Origin of the sequence: Streptomyces sp. Y1 (assembly GCF_041053115.1) — a bacterium.
In the GTDB taxonomy this organism is placed as follows: Bacteria; Actinomycetota; Actinomycetes; order Streptomycetales; family Streptomycetaceae; genus Kitasatospora; species Kitasatospora rubellomurina.
The window spans coordinates 8,267,820-8,286,314 of sequence record NZ_CP163445.1 but is presented as its reverse complement, the minus strand read 5'-3'; the positions used below and the strand labels follow the sequence as shown (position 1 = coordinate 8,286,314).

The 18,495-nt window shown below is 74.9% G+C and carries 15 protein-coding genes and 1 pseudogene; 8 read left to right on the top strand and 8 right to left on the bottom strand.

Features of this window, described 5'->3' with window-relative positions:
* Positions 1–24: 24 nt before the first annotated feature.
* Complete coding sequence (locus AB2U05_RS36275) at positions 25–1,698, bottom strand: serine/threonine-protein kinase (RefSeq protein ID WP_369185673.1); 1,674 nt, start codon at positions 1,696–1,698, stop codon at positions 25–27.
* Between the two features lie 144 nt (positions 1,699–1,842).
* Between AB2U05_RS36275 and AB2U05_RS36270 the strand changes: the two genes are divergently transcribed.
* Positions 1,843–2,475, top strand: coding sequence for a hypothetical protein (locus AB2U05_RS36270; protein WP_369185672.1), 633 nt, complete (start codon positions 1,843–1,845; stop codon positions 2,473–2,475).
* A 100-nt stretch (positions 2,476–2,575) separates the two neighbouring features.
* Positions 2,576–3,583, top strand: coding sequence for an NADP-dependent oxidoreductase (locus tag AB2U05_RS36265; RefSeq protein WP_369185671.1), 1,008 nt, complete (start codon positions 2,576–2,578; stop codon positions 3,581–3,583).
* A gap of 60 nt (positions 3,584–3,643) precedes the next feature.
* Here the strand turns inward: AB2U05_RS36265 and AB2U05_RS36260 are convergent, their stop codons facing one another.
* From AB2U05_RS36260 to AB2U05_RS36250, 3 genes and pseudogenes are all read right to left on the bottom strand, one after another.
* Entirely contained in the window at positions 3,644–5,764 is a 2,121-nt protein-coding gene (locus AB2U05_RS36260) for a hypothetical protein (RefSeq protein WP_369185670.1), read from the bottom strand.
* A 34-nt stretch (positions 5,765–5,798) separates the two neighbouring features.
* Positions 5,799–6,545, bottom strand: coding sequence for an AAA family ATPase (locus AB2U05_RS36255; RefSeq protein ID WP_078860655.1), 747 nt, complete (start codon positions 6,543–6,545; stop codon positions 5,799–5,801).
* Between the two features lie 64 nt (positions 6,546–6,609).
* A pseudogene (locus AB2U05_RS36250) lies at positions 6,610–7,092 on the bottom strand (response regulator); the annotation flags it as partial.
* Positions 7,093–7,591: 499 nt separating this feature from the next.
* Here AB2U05_RS36250 and AB2U05_RS36245 point away from each other — a divergent pair.
* The 5 genes from AB2U05_RS36245 (at position 7,592) to AB2U05_RS36225 (ending at position 12,186) form a co-directional block, all read left to right on the top strand.
* Positions 7,592–9,214, top strand: coding sequence for an ATP-binding protein (locus tag AB2U05_RS36245; protein WP_369185669.1), 1,623 nt, complete (start codon positions 7,592–7,594; stop codon positions 9,212–9,214).
* 17 nt (positions 9,215–9,231) lie between these two features.
* The gene (locus AB2U05_RS36240; protein ID WP_208615517.1) at positions 9,232–9,618 is read left to right on the top strand and encodes a roadblock/LC7 domain-containing protein; all 387 of its coding nucleotides are present in this window, start codon (positions 9,232–9,234) and stop codon (positions 9,616–9,618) included.
* Positions 9,619–9,680: 62 nt separating this feature from the next.
* Positions 9,681–10,043 (top strand): DUF742 domain-containing protein, encoded by a 363-nt coding sequence (locus AB2U05_RS36235; RefSeq protein WP_045699963.1) that lies wholly within the window; start codon positions 9,681–9,683, stop codon positions 10,041–10,043.
* Positions 10,024–10,641 (top strand): ATP/GTP-binding protein, encoded by a 618-nt coding sequence (locus AB2U05_RS36230; RefSeq protein WP_045699962.1) that lies wholly within the window; start codon positions 10,024–10,026, stop codon positions 10,639–10,641. Before AB2U05_RS36235 ends, AB2U05_RS36230 begins: the two co-directional genes overlap by 20 nt.
* Before the next feature lie 36 nt (positions 10,642–10,677).
* Complete coding sequence (locus tag AB2U05_RS36225) at positions 10,678–12,186, top strand: cytochrome P450 (RefSeq protein ID WP_045699961.1); 1,509 nt, start codon at positions 10,678–10,680, stop codon at positions 12,184–12,186.
* Positions 12,187–12,247: 61 nt separating this feature from the next.
* Here AB2U05_RS36225 and AB2U05_RS36220 read toward each other — a convergent pair whose 3' ends face one another.
* The 3 genes from AB2U05_RS36220 to AB2U05_RS36210 form a co-directional block, all read right to left on the bottom strand.
* Positions 12,248–13,900: a purple acid phosphatase family protein gene (locus AB2U05_RS36220; protein ID WP_369185668.1), complete on the bottom strand. Its 1,653-nt coding sequence runs from the start codon at positions 13,898–13,900 to the stop codon at positions 12,248–12,250.
* 117 nt (positions 13,901–14,017) lie between these two features.
* Positions 14,018–14,863, bottom strand: a complete 846-nt coding sequence (locus AB2U05_RS36215) for an SAM-dependent methyltransferase (protein ID WP_369185667.1) — start codon at positions 14,861–14,863, stop codon at positions 14,018–14,020.
* A gap of 55 nt (positions 14,864–14,918) precedes the next feature.
* Positions 14,919–16,271, bottom strand: coding sequence for an MFS transporter (locus tag AB2U05_RS36210; RefSeq protein WP_369185666.1), 1,353 nt, complete (start codon positions 16,269–16,271; stop codon positions 14,919–14,921).
* A gap of 144 nt (positions 16,272–16,415) precedes the next feature.
* On the opposite strand from AB2U05_RS36210, the gene AB2U05_RS36205 reads away from it, so the two are divergent.
* The gene (locus AB2U05_RS36205) at positions 16,416–18,014 is read left to right on the top strand and encodes an alpha/beta hydrolase (RefSeq protein WP_369185665.1); all 1,599 of its coding nucleotides are present in this window, start codon (positions 16,416–16,418) and stop codon (positions 18,012–18,014) included.
* A 62-nt stretch (positions 18,015–18,076) separates the two neighbouring features.
* On the opposite strand, the gene AB2U05_RS36200 is transcribed toward AB2U05_RS36205, so the two are convergent.
* Positions 18,077–18,427, bottom strand: coding sequence for an isomerase (locus tag AB2U05_RS36200; RefSeq protein WP_369185664.1), 351 nt, complete (start codon positions 18,425–18,427; stop codon positions 18,077–18,079).
* Between the last annotated feature and the right edge of the window lie 68 nt (positions 18,428–18,495).

The window sequence follows — 18,495 nt, the reverse complement described above, 5'->3', positions numbered from 1 at the left end:
CCGCGGCGGGCGGGCGGGCGGAGTTCACCGTCCGCTCGCCCACCGCCCCGCCCAGGACGCTGCCCGGCCGGCCCCGGCCGGGGGCCTCGGCCTGTGCGTCACGGCCCGGCGGAGCGCGTCCGCCGCCAGGGCGTTCGCCGTCGTCAGGAACCAGCCGCCGGCGAGCAGGACTTCGCGGACCTTGTAGGCCGGATTGTCGTCGGTCTGCTCCATGCCGAAGGTCATCAGGAGGACGAACCCCCCGACGATCCCGGCGAGCAGGAGCCACAGGCAACCGATCCCGGCCGCCGCCGCTCCCAAGGCGCGTGGGGCCGCGCCCTTCGCCAGCGACAGCGCGGACAGCGCCGCGAGGACGCACACGGCCGCCGTGCCGACGACGGCGACCGGGGTCAGCACCCAGTCCGAGTTGACGTCCGGCACCCCGCTCGGCACCGAATCCCACAGGTGGCCGAGGTCGACCTGGTACCTCAACCGCGCCACCTCGGTGCCGGTGGCCTTGGACTTCCAGAACTCCTCCGCGATCGGCAGCTGGGTCGCCCGGGCGAGCGCCCCGGCCGCTGCCAGGGCCTCCGCCACGATGATGACGGCGGCCCGGGCCCGGGTCCGGTCAGGCCGGTCCGGCACGACCGGCGGCGTGTCGTCGAGGCCGCCGACCGGGGGTGGCTCGGGCGCGCGTCTCGTCCTCGACACCCTGCGGACGGTCTCGTCCTCGCTCCCCCGGACGGTCTCGTCCTCGCTCCCCCCAACGGGACCGGGCGCGGCGCCCCTGCCGCCGCCCTCCGTCGCGAGGGCGTGCAGCGCCCCCGTGCGCGCCCGGATCGCCGCCCGCGCGCCGGTGATGCCCATCCACGCGCCCGGTCCGAGCGCGTCGCCGAGCGCCTCCTCGCACCACTCCCGCACGACCGCCGCGCTGGGCCGCTGCGCCGGGTCCTTGCGCAGGCAGGTCGCGATCAGCGGGCCGAGCGGGTCGGCGAGCGCGCCGAGGTCCGGTTCGTCCGCGACGATGCGGTGGGCGACGGCCCACTCGTTGTCGGCGCCGAAGGCCTCCCGGCCGGTGGCGAGGTAGTAGAGCGTGGAGCCGAGCGCGAAGACGTCGGAGGCCTCGCCGACGGTCCGTCCCATGGCCTGCTCGGGGGACATGTACAGCGGGGTGCCGACCCGGGTCGACCGGCTGCGGTAGGTGACCGACTGGGCCAGGGACTTGACGATGCCGAAGTCGATGACCTTCGGGCCGCTCTCGTCCAGCAGGATGTTGCCGGGCTTGAGGTCGCGGTGCACGACCCGGGCGGCGTGGATGTCGGCGAGCGCGTGGGCGATGCCCCAGGCGAGCAGCAGCACCTGCCCGGGCGGCAGTGCGCCGTGGTCGACCACCAGGTCGCGCAGCGAGGGACCGGCGACGTACGCCGTGGCCAGCCAGGGTCGTTCGGCCCGGGGGTCGGCGTCCAGCAGCGGTGCGAGGTGGGCGCCGCGGACGCGCTGCGCGGCGGCGACCTCGCGGGCGAAGCGGTGCCCGAACTCCTCGTCCCGGGCGAACTCGTCCCGGATCACCTTGACGGCGGCCGGCTGACCGCCGGGCGAGAGGGCGAGGAACACCTGCCCCATGCCGCCCTCGCCGAGCCGCGCGACCAGTCGGAAGCCGCCGAGGCCGTCCGGGTCGTGCGCCCGCAGCCCGGGAAACCGGAACACCTCACTGGACACGCGTCCTCCCCCTGGTCCGCACGCCGGTCCACGCTCCTTTCCCCGCAGGGTACTTCGCCGGGAACACGGTCGGACAGCCCTGGCCGGGGGCGGGGTTGTCAGTGGGTCACGCCATGATGGCGGCGATCTGTGGAAGGAGTACGGATGATCACGCTCTCGGCCTGGCTCCGGCGGTACGTGGAGCCGTGCACGGCGGCGGAGGGGCTGACCCGCAAGGGCCTGACGTTCCGGCTGACGGCGGCGAACGGGGACTGCGCGGTCCTGGAGTTCCAGGAGTTCCGGGTCGATCCCGCGCGGACGGTGTTCGAGGTGCGGGTGGCCGTGGTGCCCGCGACGGCCTGGGCGTGGACGTACCGGGCGGCGGAGCGGCCCCCGCTGCCGAGCGGCGCGGGCGCGCTGATCGACTGGCGGGTGCCTCCTCCCGAGCACGTCGCCTGGGCGCCGGGCGAGGCCGCGTGCGAGGCGATGTGGGCGTACGGCGGCCCGGTGCACCTCCACCACACGGGCGAGGAGCTGGTGGAGCTGCTGCGGACGGAGACCGTCCCGGCGATGCGGCGGCTGCTGGACCGCCGGGCGCTGGAGGCGGAGTTGGAGCACCCGGGGTTCGCGTTCAGCAGTCGCCGCCCGCCGGGCTGGGCGCGGGTGCTGCTGCGGGTCGACGACGCCTCGCCGGCGGAGCTGGAGGGGCTGTTGGCGGAGGTGGAGACGCACTACCCGGTGGTGGACGAGTTCGTCGCCTGGGCACGGGAGCGGGCGGGGAACCGACCACACATATGAGCGGCTGGTCAGATGACTGAGCGCTTGCTTAGAATCGGCGGCGTCCGGCTCAGGGCCGTGGGCCCGTGGGCCCGCCGTGCGACCACCGTCAGGAGACGCCATGACCGCCGTCAACCGCCAGATCCGCCTCGCCCGCCGGCCGGTCGGGGAGGTGCGGCCCGAGGACTGGGCGCACGTCACCGAGCCCGTCCCGGTGCCCGGGGACGGGGAGTTCCTGGGCCGCACCCGCTACCTGTCGCTGGACCCGGCGATGCGCGGCTGGCTCGACGACCGGCCCTCGTACCTGCCGCCGGTCGCGATCGGCGAGGTGATGCGGGCCGGCTCGGTGGTCGAGGTCGTCGCGTCCAACCACCCCGAGTTCCAGGTCGGCGAGCTCGTGTCCGGCGGCTTCGGGGTGCAGGAGTACGCGGTGTCGGACGGGCGCGGCGTGATCCGGGTCGACCCGGCGCTGGCCGCTCCCTCCACCTACCTCGGCGCGCTCGGCATGCCCGGGCTGACGGCCTACTTCGGGCTGCTGGAGGTCGGCGCGCTGAAGGAGGGCGACACCGTGGTCGTCTCCGGCGCCGCCGGGGCGGTCGGCACCGTGGTCGGGCAGATCGCCAAGCTGAAGGGCTGCCGGGTCGTCGGCATCGCGGGCGGGCCGGAGAAGTGCGCGCTGCTCACCGAGGAGCTGGGCTTCGACGCGGCGATCGACTACCGCGCCGAGGACGTCCGCAAGGCGCTGCACGCGCACGCCCCGGGCGGCATCGACGTGTACTTCGACAACGTCGGCGGCGAGATCCTGGACGCCGCGCTGACCAAGCTGGCGATGCGCGCCCGGGTCGTGGTGTGCGGCGCGATCAGCCAGTACAACAACGAGACCGCCGTGCAGGGCCCGTCCAACTACCTGTCGCTGCTGGTGCGCCGGGCCCGGATGGAGGGCTTCATCGTCTTCGACTTCGCGCGCCGCTACCCCGAGGCCACCCGGGAGCTCGCCGGCTGGATCGGCGAGGGGCTGATCAAGGTCAAGGAGCACGTGGTCGACGGCGGCGTGGACGACTTCCCGGCGGCCCTCGGGATGCTGTTCCGCGGGGAGAACACCGGCAAGCTCGTCCTGCGCGTGGGCTGAGGCGTCCGAAAGCCGTCGAAGGCGCCGGACCCCGCTCGGGCTCCGGCGCCTTCGCACGCCTCAGTCGAGGACGGCCGCCAGCGCGGCGCGCAGCTCCTCGTCCTCCCGGATCATCGTGCTGTCGGACCCGGAGACCACCAGGCGGCGGTCCCCGGTGGCGAGTTCGGCCAGCCGGCCGCGCTGCTCCGGCGTCAGGGCGGCGGCGCCGAGCGCCCGCAGCGCCTCGGCGGCGCCCTTGAGGTCGGCCCGGGTCTCGGCCGAGCGCAGCGCCGCCTCGGCGAGCCGGGCGCGGTCGAGGCCGGCCGGGTCGGCGACGGCGAGCAGCCCGAGGACGGCCGAGGGTGCCTGGTCCGGGTCGTCGAGCAGGGCTTCGAGCCGGGCGGTCAGCGGGCGCCCGGCCGGGCCGAGCAGGGCGACGCCGCGGGCGGCGCGGGAGGCCGTCCAGCGGAACCACTGCCGGCCGCCGCAACGGTCGAACACCGAGTCCAGCACCGGGACGACCTCGGCCGCCTCCCCGGTGATCCGCCACAGGGCGAGCGCCAGCGCGAGGTCGGTGTCCACCTCCGGCGTGGTGTCCCGCTCGATGCGGCGGCCGAGCGCCGTCCGCAGGACCGGGGCGAGGCTTGCGGCCGCCGGGCCGAGCTCGGCGAGGGCGCGAGCGGCCTCGGCGGCGTCGCGCGAACCGGTGGCGAGCTCCGCCTCGGCGGCGGCGAACAGCGGGCCGGTCTCGCCGGTCAGCTCGTGCAGCGCCTTCGCCACGGGCAGCTTCCCGGCGTCGGCCCGCAGCGCGGCGGCCGTCCGCTCGCGCAGCTCCGGCCCGGCCCCGGCGGCGACGGCGGTGACCGCGGTGGCGGCGTACTGGAACCGGGGCAGGACCGCGCACAGTTCGGGCAGCGCCTCGACGGCGGCCGGGCCCCACCGCCGCAGCAGGTGGACCAGCCCGGCGATGTCGTTGTGCTCCTCGATCGTCGAGCACCCGCAGTCCTTGCACCCCTCGGGACGCTCCAGTGCCTTGGCGGCCAGTCGGGCCCGGACGGCGGCGAACAGCTCCGGGTCGAACGGGACGGCCACGTCGGAGGCCCGCCCCCTGGCGCGCGGGCGCCGGCCGAGGGCGCGGGCCAGCAGCGGGGCCGCCACCTCGGGGGCCACCGTGAGCAGCGCGGCGAGGGCCTGGTCGGCCGTCTCGTCGTCCGGCCGCGCGGCGAGTTCGGCGAGGACGGGCGCGGCCTCGGCGGCGGCCGGGCCGAGCTTGCCGAGCAGCCCGGCGGCCGTCGAGTCGGCGGCGAGCGCGGCGAGCGCGGGGACCAGCCGGCGCGGGGCGCTGCGGGAGACGGTGCAGGCGTGGTCGGCCGCCCACAGCGCCTCGGCCCGCACCGCGTCACGGTCGTCGCGCAGGGCGGCGTCCAGCAGGGCGAGGGCGTTCTCGCGGTCGGTGTCCGTGCCGCGCCGCAGCAGGGTGCCGACGATCGTGCGCAGCGGCTCCTGGTGCTCGTGCGCGTGGCCGGAGCGGGCCGTCTCGCGGGCGGGCAGGAGGCCGAGGACGGCGTCGTGGTGCGCGGCGAGCCACGGCTCCTCGGCGTCCAGCGCGGCGAACACGGCGGCCAGGCGCACCGGCGCGGGCGTGTCCGCGCCGAGCCGGGCGCGGGCCTCGGCGGCGGCGCCCGTACGGTCCAACCAGCTGTGGGCGGTGAGGAGTTCGGCCCGGACGGCGGGCTCGGTCTCGACCGCCCAGCGGGCCCGGACGGCGGGCAGCGCGGTGCCGGTGTCCCGGGTCCGGCCGACCGTCCAGCCGGCCGCCTGCCGAACGGCGGCGTCCTCGTCGGCCAGCAGCGGTATCAGCAGCGGCAGTTGGGCCGCGACGGCGGCCCGGACGGCGCCCGGCTCGACGCCGCACTCGTCCTCGCTCTCGGCGAGCGAGCCGAGCAGCCGCAGGGCGTCGACGGTCTGCCGCCCGGCGGCGGCGATCCGGGCCAGGTACGGGGCGGCGTCGACGCTGGCGGCGTACACGGTGCCCTGGTGCACGATCGAGCCGTACAGCTCGTCCAGCGCCTCCTCGGCGTCCTCGCCGCCCTCGGCGAAGGCGCGCAGCAGCTCGGGCAGGTCCTCGGCGGGGCCGTAGGCGTGGTGGACGGTGGCCCAGGGGTGGGCGTCGAGGCCGGCGAGGGCGGCGGAGAGATCCATGGGCGGGATCCTGGCAGACCGGTCGGACAGTGCCTCAGCCGAGGTGGCGCAGGTAGGCCTCGGGCCGCTCCAGGAACCGGCGCCAGTGGTCGACGAGCGCGAGGTCCTGCCAGCGTGCGGTGCGCACCCCGTGCTCGCCGACCTCCAGGACGGCCGAGCCGGGGGTGGCGGCGAGCAGCGGCGAGTGGGTGGCGCAGACGACCTGGGCGCCGGTGCGGCCGAGGTCGTGCAGCAGGCCGACCAGGGCCAGCGTGGAGGTGAAGGAGAGTGCCGCCTCGGGCTCGTCGAGCAGGTAGAGGCCCGGTTCGCGGAACATCGCCGCGAAGACGGTGAGGAAGCCCTCGCCGTGGCTCATGAGGTCGGTGCGCTCCTGCCAGTAGGTCCCGCGCCCCTGCTTCTCCGCCATCATCCGCATCGCGGTCTCGGCGCGGAGGAAGAAGCCGCGTCGGCGCGAGCGCGGGCCGGCGGCCATGGCCCGCCCGCGCTCGGTGTAGTCGAGGTGCAGGTACCGCCCGACGGCGCCGGGTTCGCGCGGGGCGGCGTAGCGCGCCCCGGCGCGGCCGCCGTAGGCGTCGACCCCGAAGGCCTCGGCCAGTCCTTCGACGAGGGTGGACTTGCCGGAGCCGTTCTCGCCGACCAGGAAGGTGACGGGCGCGGGCAGCCGGATGCCGGGGCCGAGCAGCGCGCGCACGCAGGGCACCGTCCAGGGCCAGTCGTCCGGCCCGCCCGGCCCGTCCACGGGCAGCAGCCCGGCGTGCACCCGCATCCGTTCGACGATCACGTGCCCGGCCTCCCTGGGTGGTTCGCGCGCCGAGCACCACGATAGGGCTACGAGGCCGGCATCGTCAGAGCCAGCCGCGTTCGTCGGCGACCCGCAGGGCCTCGGTGCGGTTGCGGGTGCCGGTCTTGGCGATGGCGGCGGAGAAGTAGTTCCGCACGGTGCCCTCGGACAGGTAGAGCTTCGCCGCGATCCCAGCAACGCCCGCGCCGGAGCGGGAGGTGTTCAGCACGTCGCGTTCGCGGGCGGTGAGCGGGGAGGCGCCGGCGGCGAGGGTGGCGGCGGCCAGCTCCGGGTCCACCACCCGCTCCCCCGCCGTCACCCGCCGGATGGCGTCGGCGAGCGCCTCGGCCGGGGCGTCCTTGACCACGAAGCCGACCGCGCCCGCCTCCATGGCCCGGCGCAGGTAGCCGGCCCGGCCGAAGGTGGTGAGGATGACGACCCGGCACCACGGCGCCTCCTGGGCCGGCACGGCGGCGGCCGCCAGGCCGTCCAGTCCGGGCATCTCGACGTCCAGCAGGGCGACGTCCGGCCGGTGCTCGCGGGCCGACCGAGGCGTCGGGGTCGGGCAGTTCGGTGGAGGTCATGGCATCCATGGTGGTCGCGGGCCCGGTGGCCGGGGCAGTGTGCTCGCACACCGGTCCGCCGTGACAATTCTCAGCCCGCGGGACGCCCTCGGACGCCCGCGGCCTCACCCGGACGGGTGATCATCGGCGTCCCGCTCCGGCCCGCCGGACCGCCAATAGCACGAACGCCGCCCCCCGCGCGGGGAATGAGGCGCAAAACCGTTCGCACGAGCGAATCCGGGGCCGGTTGCCGGTGCGCGCGGCGCCGGGGGAGAAGCCTTGGGGCGGGGCGTCGACCGCCCCGGCTGCGACTGGTGTGCGAGTGGCCCGACATGTCGGCCGATTCGCCACAAGTCGGTTGTCGCGCAGGATTCTTGAGATCCGGTCAGGATTGTCCGGAACTTGGCTATGCTGCGGCCCACGCTTCCGGAGCCGGTCGACGCCCCGTCCCCGTACTGTTCCGATCGTTTGAGGAATCGCCGCATGCATCGAGCTGGATCGTCACCCGACAGAGGGCGCACCACGCCCCTGCTCGGCTGGCTGCTGCCCACCGCCGTGATGACGGCGGCCGCCGCCGTGGCCGGCGTGGTGGTGGACGCCGGGGCCCGGGCCGAGGTGGTCGGCTGCGGGGCGACCGGCACCGTCCTGGTGGCCGTGGTGGCCGCCGAGTCGGCCCGCCGGGGCCGCGCGCTGACCGCCCTGCGCGAGCAGAGCACCCGGCAGGTGGACGACCTGAAGCGCCAACTCGCCGGGCAGGAGCGCGAGATCGAGCGGATGGCGTCCACCGGCCTGGACATCCTGGTGGCCGGCGCCCGCTACGGCTCGTCGATGGACGTGCTGCTCAAGCCCTTCGAGCAGACCGACACCGCCGCCTCGCCGAAGTTCCGCAAGAACCTGCGCACCGTCGCCCGCGGCATCGCGATCGCCGTCGACGACGAGGTCAGCCGGCGCGACTCCGCCGAGCGCGCCTTCGTCAACATCGCCCGCCGGGTCCAGGCCATCATCCACCGCCAGGCCAAGGACCTGCGGGAGATGGAGGACCGGCACGGCAACGACCCGGCCGTCTTCGACGACCTGCTGCGCCTGGACCACGGCAACGCGCTGACCGGCCGCCTCGCCGACTCCATCGCCGTGCTCTCCGGCGCCCGCCCCGGCCGCCAGTGGACCAGGCCGATCGCCCTGTACAGCGTCCTGCGCGGCGGCATGTCGCGGATCCTGGAGTACCAGCGGGTCGACCTGCACCCGGTGCCGCAGCTGTCGGTCACCGGCCCGGCCGTCGAACCGCTGATCCACGCCGTGGCCGAGATCCTCGACAACGCCACCCGCTACTCGCCGCCGCAGACCCACGTGCACCTGAGCGCCTCCGAGGTGCAGAGCGGCATCGCGATCGAGATCGAGGACGGCGGCCTGGGCCTGAGCGACGAGGCCCGCACCCGCGCCGAGCGGGCGATCCGCGACGGCATGGTCTCCAAGGACTTCGACGACCTCACCGAGTCCCCCCGGCTGGGCTTCGCCATCCTCGGCCGGCTCTGCCAGGCGTACGGCTTCCAGCTGTCGCTGCGCCGCTCCGCGTACGGCGGCGTGCGCGCGGTGCTGATCGTGCCGCAGGACATGTTCACCACCGCTCCCCCGACCGGCCGGGCGCACGGCATCGGCGCGGTCTCCGGGCCGCGGCCGCTCCCGCCGGAGCCGCCCCGCACCGCCGGCCCGGCGCCGGCCTGGGGCGCCCGGACGGCGTCGGCCGGCGTCGGCCCGTCCTACGGCTCGACCAGCCCGTGGGGCGGCCCCGGAGGCGGCGGGGACGACGAGGTGATCGTCACCGAGCGCACCCCCAACGGCCTGCCGCAGCGCCGCCGCCACGCGCCGGCGCCCCGCGGCTTCGCCGCTCCCCCGCGCGGCACCGCGCAGCCCCCCGGCCCCGCCGCCGGGCCGACCGCGGGCCCCGCGGCGGGCGCGGCCGCGCCGGCGCCCCGCCCGCAGAAGGAGCCCGGCCTGTGGCTGGAGGCGTTCATGGACGGCTACAAGGGCACCGGCCCGTCCGCCGGTTCGTCCGGTCGGACCGGTTTTCAGACCAGTGAAGAGACGGCAGGGAAAGGCGAGCAGTGATTCCGCACCGCAACAACATGGACTGGATCCTGAACGACCTCGCGCACAGCGTCCCGTACGTGCGGCACATCATCGTGCTGTCCTCGGACGGCCTGCGGATCGCCCAGTACGGCGCCGACCCGGACACCGCGGACCGGCTGGCCGCCGCCTGCGCCGGGCTGCAGAGCCTGGCGAGCGCGGTCGGGCAGCAGTTCCCGCACGGGAACGGCTCGATGCGGCTGGTGGTGATCGAGGTGGACGGCGGCTACTTCTACCTGATGTCGGCCGGTGACCGCGCCTACCTCGCGGTGCTCGCCGACGAGGGCGTGGACGCGGGCCTGGTCAGCCACCAGATGCGCGACCTGGTGGCCCGGATCGGCGAGCACCTGTCCGCCCCGCCGCGCAACCCCGAGGCGGTCGCGTGACCGCCCTCGTCCTGACGGCGACAGGCAGCACGTGACATGACCGAGCACAGTGAGGCGAGCACATGACCGCAGCCGACCAGAGCGGCTGGGACGGCCCCGATCCCGATCGCCTCTACGTGATCACGCGCGGTCGCAGCGGCCCCTCCGGGCCGGGCGTCTTCGACCTGGTCACCCTGATCGTCTCCCTCGCGGAGCCGACGCCCACCCTGCAGCCCGAGCACGCGGCCATCCTCCGGCTGTGCCGCTCCCCGCTGTCGGTCGCGGAGGTCTCCGCCTACCTCGAACTGCCCACGAGCGTGGTGACCGTCCTGCTGGCGGACCTGCTCGACGACGGGCGGATCGAGGCCCGCTCCGCCGTCCCCCGGGCGGAACTCCCCGACCGTGCCCTGCTGGAGGCGGTGATCCATGGACTTCAACGGCTCTGACACCGTGGTCGGCCCGGCGGCCGAGGACCGCCTGCCGGACTCCGTCGCGATGGCGGTCAAGGTGGTGATCGTGGGCGGGTTCGGCGTCGGCAAGACGACGCTGGTCGGCTCGGTGAGCGAGATCCGCCCGCTGACCACCGAGGAGACCATGACCCAGGCCGGCATCGGCGTCGACGACCCGACCGGCGTGGAGCAGAAGACCGCGACCACCGTCGCCATGGACTTCGGCCGGATCAGCATCGACGACAAGCTCGTCCTGTACGTCTTCGGCACCCCCGGGCAGGAGCGCTTCTGGTTCCTCTGGAACGGCCTGTTCGAGGGCGCGCTCGGCGCCGTCGTCCTGGTCGACACCCGCCGACTGGAGGTCAGCTTCGAGGTGATCGGGCGGCTGGAGGACCGCGGCGTGCCCTTCGTGGTCGCCGTCAACGGCTTCCCGGAGGCGCCCAGTTACGCGCTCGACGAGCTGCGCCAGGCCCTCGACCTGCCGCCCCACGTGCCCATCGTCCCGTGCGACGCGCGCAGCCGCGAGTCCAGCCGGGACGCCCTGATGACGCTGATGCGCTACCTGTACGACCTCGCCGTGCCCGCCCCGCGCTGACCGGCCCTCCCCCCGATCCCTGATTCCGGAGACCTTGTGACCACCCCGTTCCCCGGCGACGCCGCCCTCACCCCGCCGCCCGGCTGCCCCGCCCACGGGCGCCCCGCGATCGACCCGATCGGCCCCGGAGGCCTGCGCCGGCTGTACGGGCCGGAGGCCGAGACCGACCCGGCGGGCCTCAACGAGAAGCTGCGCGCCGAGTACGGCGAGGTCGCCCCGGTGCTGCTGCACGGCGACCACCGGGCCTGGCTGGTCCTCGGCCACGCCGCCAACATCACCGTGATGCGCACCCCCTCGCTGTTCTCCCGGGACTCCCGGCGCTGGACGGCCTTCCGCAACAACGAGATCCCCCCGGACTCGCCGCTGATGCCGGTCGTCGCCTGGCAGCCGATCTGCGTGTTCGCGGACGGCGAGGAGCACCGGCGGCTGCGCGACGCCCTGCTGGACGGCCTGAACGGCTTCGACCGGCGCGGCATCCGCCGCCACGTGCGGCGCTTCACCACCGACCTGGTCCAGGTCGTCGGGCGGACCGGCCGGGCCGAGCTGATCACCCAGTTCGCCGAGCACCTGCCGATGCTGGTGATGACCAAGCTGCTCGGCATGCCCGACGAGTACGGCCCGCAACTGGTCGACGCCGCCCGGGACCTGATGAAGGGCACCGAGACGGCGGTGGCCAGCAACGAGTACGTGGTGGCCGGCCTGCGCCGCACCATCGCGATCAAGCGCGCCGACCCGGGCGACGATCTCACCAGCCGGCTGCTCGCGCACCCGGCCGGGCTCACCGACGACGAGGTGATGGAGCACCTGCGGGTGGTGCTGCTCGCCGCCAACGAGACCACCGTCAACCTGATCGCCGACTCGCTGAAGATGGTCCTCACCGACCCGCGCTTCCGCGCCCACCTGTCCGGCGGCCAGATGACCCTCGGCGAGGCGCTCGACCAGGTGCTGTGGGACTCCCCGCCGATGTCCCTGGTGGCCGGGCGCTGGGCGACCACCGACACCGAGCTCGGCGGCCAGCAGATCAAGGCCGGCGACCTGCTGCTGCTCGGCCTCGCGGCCGGGAACGTCGACCCGGTGGTCCGCCCCGACCTGGCCACCCCGCTCTACGGCAACCGCTCCCACCTGTCCTTCGGCGCCGGGCCGCACGAGTGCCCGGGCCAGGACATCGGCCGGCACGTCGCCGAGGCGGGCATCGACATCCTGCTCACCCTGCTGCCGGACGTCCGGCTCGCCGTGCCGGAGGAGGAACTGGTCTGGACCTCGGCCTGGATCTCCCGCCACCTGGTGGCGCTGCCGGTCGAGTTCACCCCGCGCGAGATCGAGCCGGACCCGCAGTCGGTGGCCGAGGACGAGGCGCGCGAACGCGCCGCCGCCGAGGCCGCGGCGGCGGTGGCCGCGGCGGCCACCGCCGTGGCGGCGGAGCCGGGCGACGCCGGCGGGGCGGCCGGTGCCGACCGGCCCGCCGGGGCGCCGCGGCCGGCCGCCGCCGTCCCGGCGCAGCGGCGCAGCTGGTGGGACGTGCTGACCGGCTTCTTCCGCCGCTGAGCCCTGGACGCCGCTCAGCCCTGGACCCTGGTGGGCCCTGGACCCCGGGCCGGGCCGACGGTTACCCGTCGGTCCGGCGCCGGTGCAGGGTGAAGGTGTCCACCGGGGTGAGGTCCCCGTGCGGGCCGTCGAAGGTGTAGTAGGTGACCCGCATCGTGGTGGTGCCGCCGCGCCGGTCGCCGGGGTCGACGTCGAAGGCGGCGAAGCCGTGGGTGTTCTTGCGGTCCTGGAAGGCGGCCCAGGGGGCGTCCTCGACGAGCCAGATCGACTCGCGGTTGGGCGCGCCCGGCGCCGGCTTGTCCTCCAGGCCGACGACCACCCGGCTCTTGGGCTCCTGGAACAGTTCGTCCTGGGTGGTCGCCGCGTTGCCGCCCGCGCCGATGATCATGTGGACGGTGCCCCGGCCGGTGTCGGCCAGGGCCGGGTCGGTGCCGGTGGGCACCGGGGTGCGGGTGTCGTTGGGCAGGGTGCCGCGCACGGGGTGGGAGCGCTCGTAGTAGTGCTCGTGACCGCAGACCACCAGGTCGACCCCGTAGGAGTCGAACAGCGGGCCCCACGCCTCGCGCAGGCCCAGGTCGCTGCCCGCGCCGTTCAGCGAGGTGGAGATCATCGGGTGGTGCATGCAGACGACGATCCAGTCGATCCCCCGGTCGCCCCGCGCCGCGCGCAACTCGCGCTCCAGCCAGCGCCGCTGGGCGCCGCCGGAGTAGCCGCGCAGGTAGGTCTCGGTGGACATCTGGATCGTCTCGTCGTCGTTGGCGAGGCTGATGAAGCGCACCGAGCCGACCGTGAAGGCGTACCACATGCCCCGGGTCTCCTCGTCGCGGTCGGCGGCCGAGTCGGGCAGGGCGAAGTAGGTCTGGTAACCGAGGGCGCCGATCGGGCCGTTGCCGCTCTCGCTCTCGTGGTTGCCGGCGCAGGGCATCCAGGGGCGCAGCCGGGTCGAGCGGCTGTTGTTGATGAACCAGTCGGCCCAGGTGGCGGTGCGGCTCTGGCCGTGGCGGCCGCTGTAGGAGGCGTAGCAGAGGTCGCCGTTGACCAGGTTGAACAGCGGGCCGACGCGCTCGACGGCGGCGACGATGTCGGCGGCGTGCGGGGAGCCGACCTGGCTGCTCATGTAGACGGGGTACTTGCCGAGCGGTGAGGGCATCCCGTCCGGGAAGACGATCCGGCGCCGGAGGTTGGGGGTGGCCTGGTCGCCGAAGCTGGTGAAGGTGAAGGGGACGCGTCCGCGCGGGGCGGTGGTGAAGCTGCCGGTCTCGGGGGCGGAGCCGTCGTGGCCGGCGCTGTAGAGGTAGGTGCTGCCGGGGCGCAGGCCGGTGAGCCGGGCGTGGTGGACGTACACCTCCGCCTTGTCCAGGGCGTCGCGGTAGGTGCGGGTCTCGGCTTCGAAGACCCGGCCGAGGTCGCCGCCGGCCGTGCCGAGCCGCACCTGCGGGCGGCGGACGGAGACCGGGGTGATCCAGGAGACGGTCATCTCGGTCGAGGCGTCGGTGCCGAACTGCAGGTGCAGGCCGCTGACGCTGGGGGTGCCGGTGCGGTGCGGGGTGGTCCGCAGCAGCGGGCTCGCGGGAGCGTCGCCGTTGCCGTTGCCGCCGTTGCCGCCGTTGTCGCCGTCGTCGGCCGAGGCCGGCTGGGCGGCCGCGGCGCCGGCCACCAGCGCGGCTCCGGCCGCGGAGGTGCTCTTGAGGATGGACCTGCGTGGGATCGTCATGTGAACTCCGCCTGCCGAGTGGGGGTTTCGACTCCGGAGCACTGTAAATGGCATGCGCACGTAAAGTCGATCACTATTCCGCAGCGAACTGACGGTGGATCAGCGGACGGACGGGCCCTACGGCTTGCGGCCGATGCCGCCGTAGGCCGGGGTCTCCTCGGTGGGCGCGGGGCCGTCGCCGAGCTCCGGGTGCCACTGGTTGATCAGCACCACGCCCGGGTCGTCGAGTTCCAGCCCGGCGAAGAACCGCTCGACGCCGTCCCGCGGGCGGGCGTGGACCTCCATGCCCGCCTCGGCGTAGCGGCGGGAGCCCTGCCTGATCCGCTCGGGGGCCGCGTCGGTGGTGCCGGCGGTGAGGGCGAGGAAGCTGCCGGCGGGCAGCGCGTCGAGCAGGGCCCGGACGGGCGGGTGCGCGGCCTCGTCGGAGAGGAAGTGGACGAGGTTGATCAGGGTGAGCGCGACCGGCCGGGTGAGGTCGAGGGTGGCGGCGACGGCCGGGTCGGCGAGGAACTTCTCCGGGTCGCGCAGGTCGCCCTCGACGTAGGCGGTGCGGCCCTCGGGGGCGCTGCTGAGCAGGGCGCGGGAGTGGGCGAGCACGATCGGGTCGTTGTCGACGTACACCACCCGGCAGGCCGGGTCGACGCGTTGGACGACCTCGTGCAGGTTGGGTGCGGTGGGGATGCCGGTGCCGACGTCGAGGAACTGCCGGACGCCGTGCGTCGCGGCGAGCCGGTGGACCATCCGGTGCATCACCGAGCGGGCGGCGGCGGTGGCGGCGCGGGCGCCCGGCCAGTCGGCGAGGACGCGGTCGCCGACCGCGCGGTCGGCCGGGAAGTTGGTCTTCCCGCCGAGGAGGTAGTCGTAGACCCGCGCCGGGTGGGCCCGGTCGGTGTGCAGGTCCGTCTGCGTCGGTTGCTCGAACTCGGCGCCTATCAGCCAGCTTTCCGGCTCGTAGTCGTCCATGGTGCCTCCCCGTGCGGCGTGTCCGGACCACTCAAGCACAGCGGGTCGGCAGCCGTCAGGCGGTTCCGGCGGTTCGCCGGGGCCGGTCCGCCCCGCCCTGGCGGACGGCCGCGGCGAAGGACGGCACCCGCAGCGCGGTGAACAGGCCGAGCAGCGGGCCCGCCGTGCAGACGGTGACGTAGCCGGGGATGAGGCCGAGCCCGTCGTGGTGGCCGAGCCACTCGGCGAGCAGCGGGAAGGTGCCGCCGAAGGCGGCGATGGTGGCGGCGTTGACCACGCCGAGGCCGACCGCCCGGACTTCGGTGGGGAACAGCAGGCCGGTGAACACGTTGAGGGTGCCGAGCACCGTCGCCACCAGCATGCCGAGCAGCACGGCGACGACCTGGAACGGCAGCCAGCCGCCGCGCAGCCCGGCCAGCAGCACCCCGACCAGCGGGATCGGCAGCGTGAACCCGATCCGGGCCACCCGCAGCAGGCCGAAGCGGTCCGCCGCGGCGCCGGTGAGCAGCATGGTGGCCAGCACCACCGCGAGCACCGCGGTCATGAAGGAGGCCGCCTCCTCCTTGCCGATCACGTGGTAGGCCGCGGCGTACTGCGGCAGGTAGACCAGGGCGAAGTAGTAGCCGACGGTGCCGCCGAGGGTGTTGAGGAAGACGGTGAGGGCGGCCGTCCGGTGGGTGCGCAGGGTCCGCAGGAACGGCGGCCGCTCGCCGCCGCGTCCGGCCCGGGCGCGGTGGAACTCCGCGCTCTCCGGCGCCGCCCGGCGCACCCAGAGGGCGGCCAGGCCGAGCAGTCCGGCGGCGACGAAGCCCCAGCGCCAGCCGCCGTGCTCCAGGCCGGACTTGCCGATGGTGTGGATGAGCAGCGTGAGCACCCCGAAGGACAGCAGCGAGCCGAGGATGACGCCGCCGTAGGAGACCGAGCTGTACGCGAAGCGGTGCCGGGGCGGGGCGGTCTCGGTGACGTACGCGGCGACGCTCGGCGCCTCCCCGCCGAAGGCCAGGCCCTGCACGAGCCGGGCGGCGACGGCCAGGACGGCCGCCCAGACGCCGATGGTCTGCCGGCCGGGCAGGGCGGCGAGGCCGAGGCTGGCGGCGGCGATGACCACCATGCCGAGGCTGAGCGCGAAGCGCCGTCCGCGGGTGTCGCTGAGCCGGCCGATCAGGTAGGAGCCGATCGGGCGGGCGACGAAGCCGACCGCGAAGGTGGCGTACGCGGCGAGCAGGCCGCTGACGCCGTGCTTTCCGTGGCCGAACAGATCGGCGGCGAAGTAGGTGGCGAGAACGGCGTAGATGTTCCAGTCGAAGGATTCGACGATCGAGCCGACCGTCGCCGCGGCCAACTCCCGCCGTCTGCCGCCGCCGCCCGAGACGTCGTCGGAGACCGGGCTGAGGAGGCGATCTGTCATGGCGTCAGCATGACACCGTCGACGGGGCGGCGGAATCGGGTGCGCGGCGTCCTGTTCGTCCGGTTTGTTGGCGAACGGACACCGGGCCCGGAATCCCGTGTGCCCGGTGTCATGAGGTGATGGTATTTCTGTGTCGTGAATTCGATGATCACCAGGACCTCCCGACGCGCCCTGCCCGCCGCCGTCGCCGCGGCGACCGCCGCCGCGCTGCTGGCCGGCTGCACCAGCGGGGGCGGCGGCAGTGCCGCCCCCACGGCCCCCGCCACCGCGAGCGCCACCACCGCGACGGCCACCCCCGCGCCGACGCCCACGCCCAAGCCCACGGGTGCGAACGACCCGGCGCTGAAGACGTTCTACGGCCAGCAGCTCGCCTGGGCGGCCTGCAAGGGCGACTCGGCCGACGACCCGGCCCTGCAGTGCGCCACCCTCCAGGTCCCGCTGGACTACAGCGCCCCGGCCACCGGCACCCTGGACGTCGCCGTGGTCCGCTTCCCGGCCGCCAAGCCCGACCAGCGGGTGGGCTCGCTGGTGATGAACCCCGGCGGCCCGGGCGGCTCCGGGGTCTCCATGGTCAAGAACTCCACCAAGAGCTCCGACGGCCCGCTGCACGACCGCTTCGACCTGGTCGGCTTCGACCCGCGCGGGGTCGCCGGCACCAGCCCGCTCAAGTGCCTCGACGACCAGGCGCGCGACTCCTGGATCAGCTCCGACCAGCCCGGGGCCGACCACGGCAAGCAGCTCGCCGACGCCTGCCAGGCCAAGTACGCCAAGGTGCTGCCCTTCGTCAGCACCCGCAACACCGCCCGCGACATGGACGTGCTGCGCGCCGCCCTCGGCGACCAGAAGCTCAGCTACCTCGGCATGTCCTACGGCACCTACCTCGGCTCGCTCTACGCCGAGGAGTTCCCGGACAAGGTCGGCCGGCTCGTCCTGGACGGCGCCACCGACCCCGCCACCACGCTGGTGCAGCACAACATCGAGCAGCAGGCCGGCTTCGAGCGGGCGTTGAAGGCCTTCGCCGCCGACTGCGTCACCAAGGACGCCTGCCCGCTCGGCAAGGACGCCGACCAGGCCGTGCAGAAGCTCGCCGACTTCCTCGACGGCCTCAAGGACAAGCCGCTCAAGGGCGCGGAGGGCCGCACCCTGACCGCCAACGAGGGCTGGACGGGCGTGCTCAGCCGGCTCTACGGCGGCGAGAAGGCCTGGAGCGGCCTGCGCAACGCCCTCGGCTGGGCGATGGCCCGCGGCAAGGGCGACTACCTGCTCGACCTCGCCGACAGCTACAACGGCCGTGACAAGGACGGCCGTTACGCGGACTCGGCGGACGCGTACACCGCCATCCACTGCGCGGACGGCGCCACCGACGCCCCCACCGGCGCGCAGCTGCAGGCCGCGCTCACGGACCTGGCCGCCAAGGCCCCGCTGGTCAGCAAGCACGACCCGAACGCAGCCCTGTTCGACCCGGACTGCCGGATCTGGCCGTTCCGCTCCGCCGAGAAGCCGCACGCGATCAAGTCCACCGCCGCCGCCCCCATCGTGGTCGTCGGCACCACCGGGGACCCGGCCACCCCGTACGCCTGGGCCGAGAAGCTCACCCAGGAGCTGGGCAACGCCGTCCTGCTCACCCGCGAGGGCGAGGGGCACACGGCGTACGGCGCCAGCACGTGCATCCGCGCCTCGGTGGACGCCTTCCTGGTCGACGGAACGGTGCCGCCGGCGGGGACGCGCTGCCAGAGCGACTGACGCCGGGACCCGGCCGACGACCGGGCGGGGACCGGGCGGGACGCCGCCCGGTCAGCGGCCGGTCACCGGCCCGGGTGGTGGACGAACCGGTAGGTGTCGCGGTCGAGTTCGGTGACCTGGACGCCGAGCGCGGCCGGGACGGCGATCCGGGCCCGCAGCACGTCGAGCACCCCGGCGGTCAGCGCGGCGCGCTGTTCGACGGTCCGGCCGGCCAGGATCTTGACCTCGACCAGCACCACCGCCTCGCCGCTCGCGCCGTCGCCGGCCACGGCGTACGGGGCGGGGCGGAAGACGGTCTTGCAGTCCGCCACGGTGGTGTCGATCACCTCGACGATCGCCCGGGGCAGCTCGGCGGCCAGGGCCGCCCGGTCGAGGGCGAGTTCGGGCGAGTGGTCGATCAGGATCTGCGGCACGGGGGGCTCTTCCCGGGGGTTCGGACAGTACGAGCGCCGACCCTACCCCGCCCGGGAACGGCAGCGGG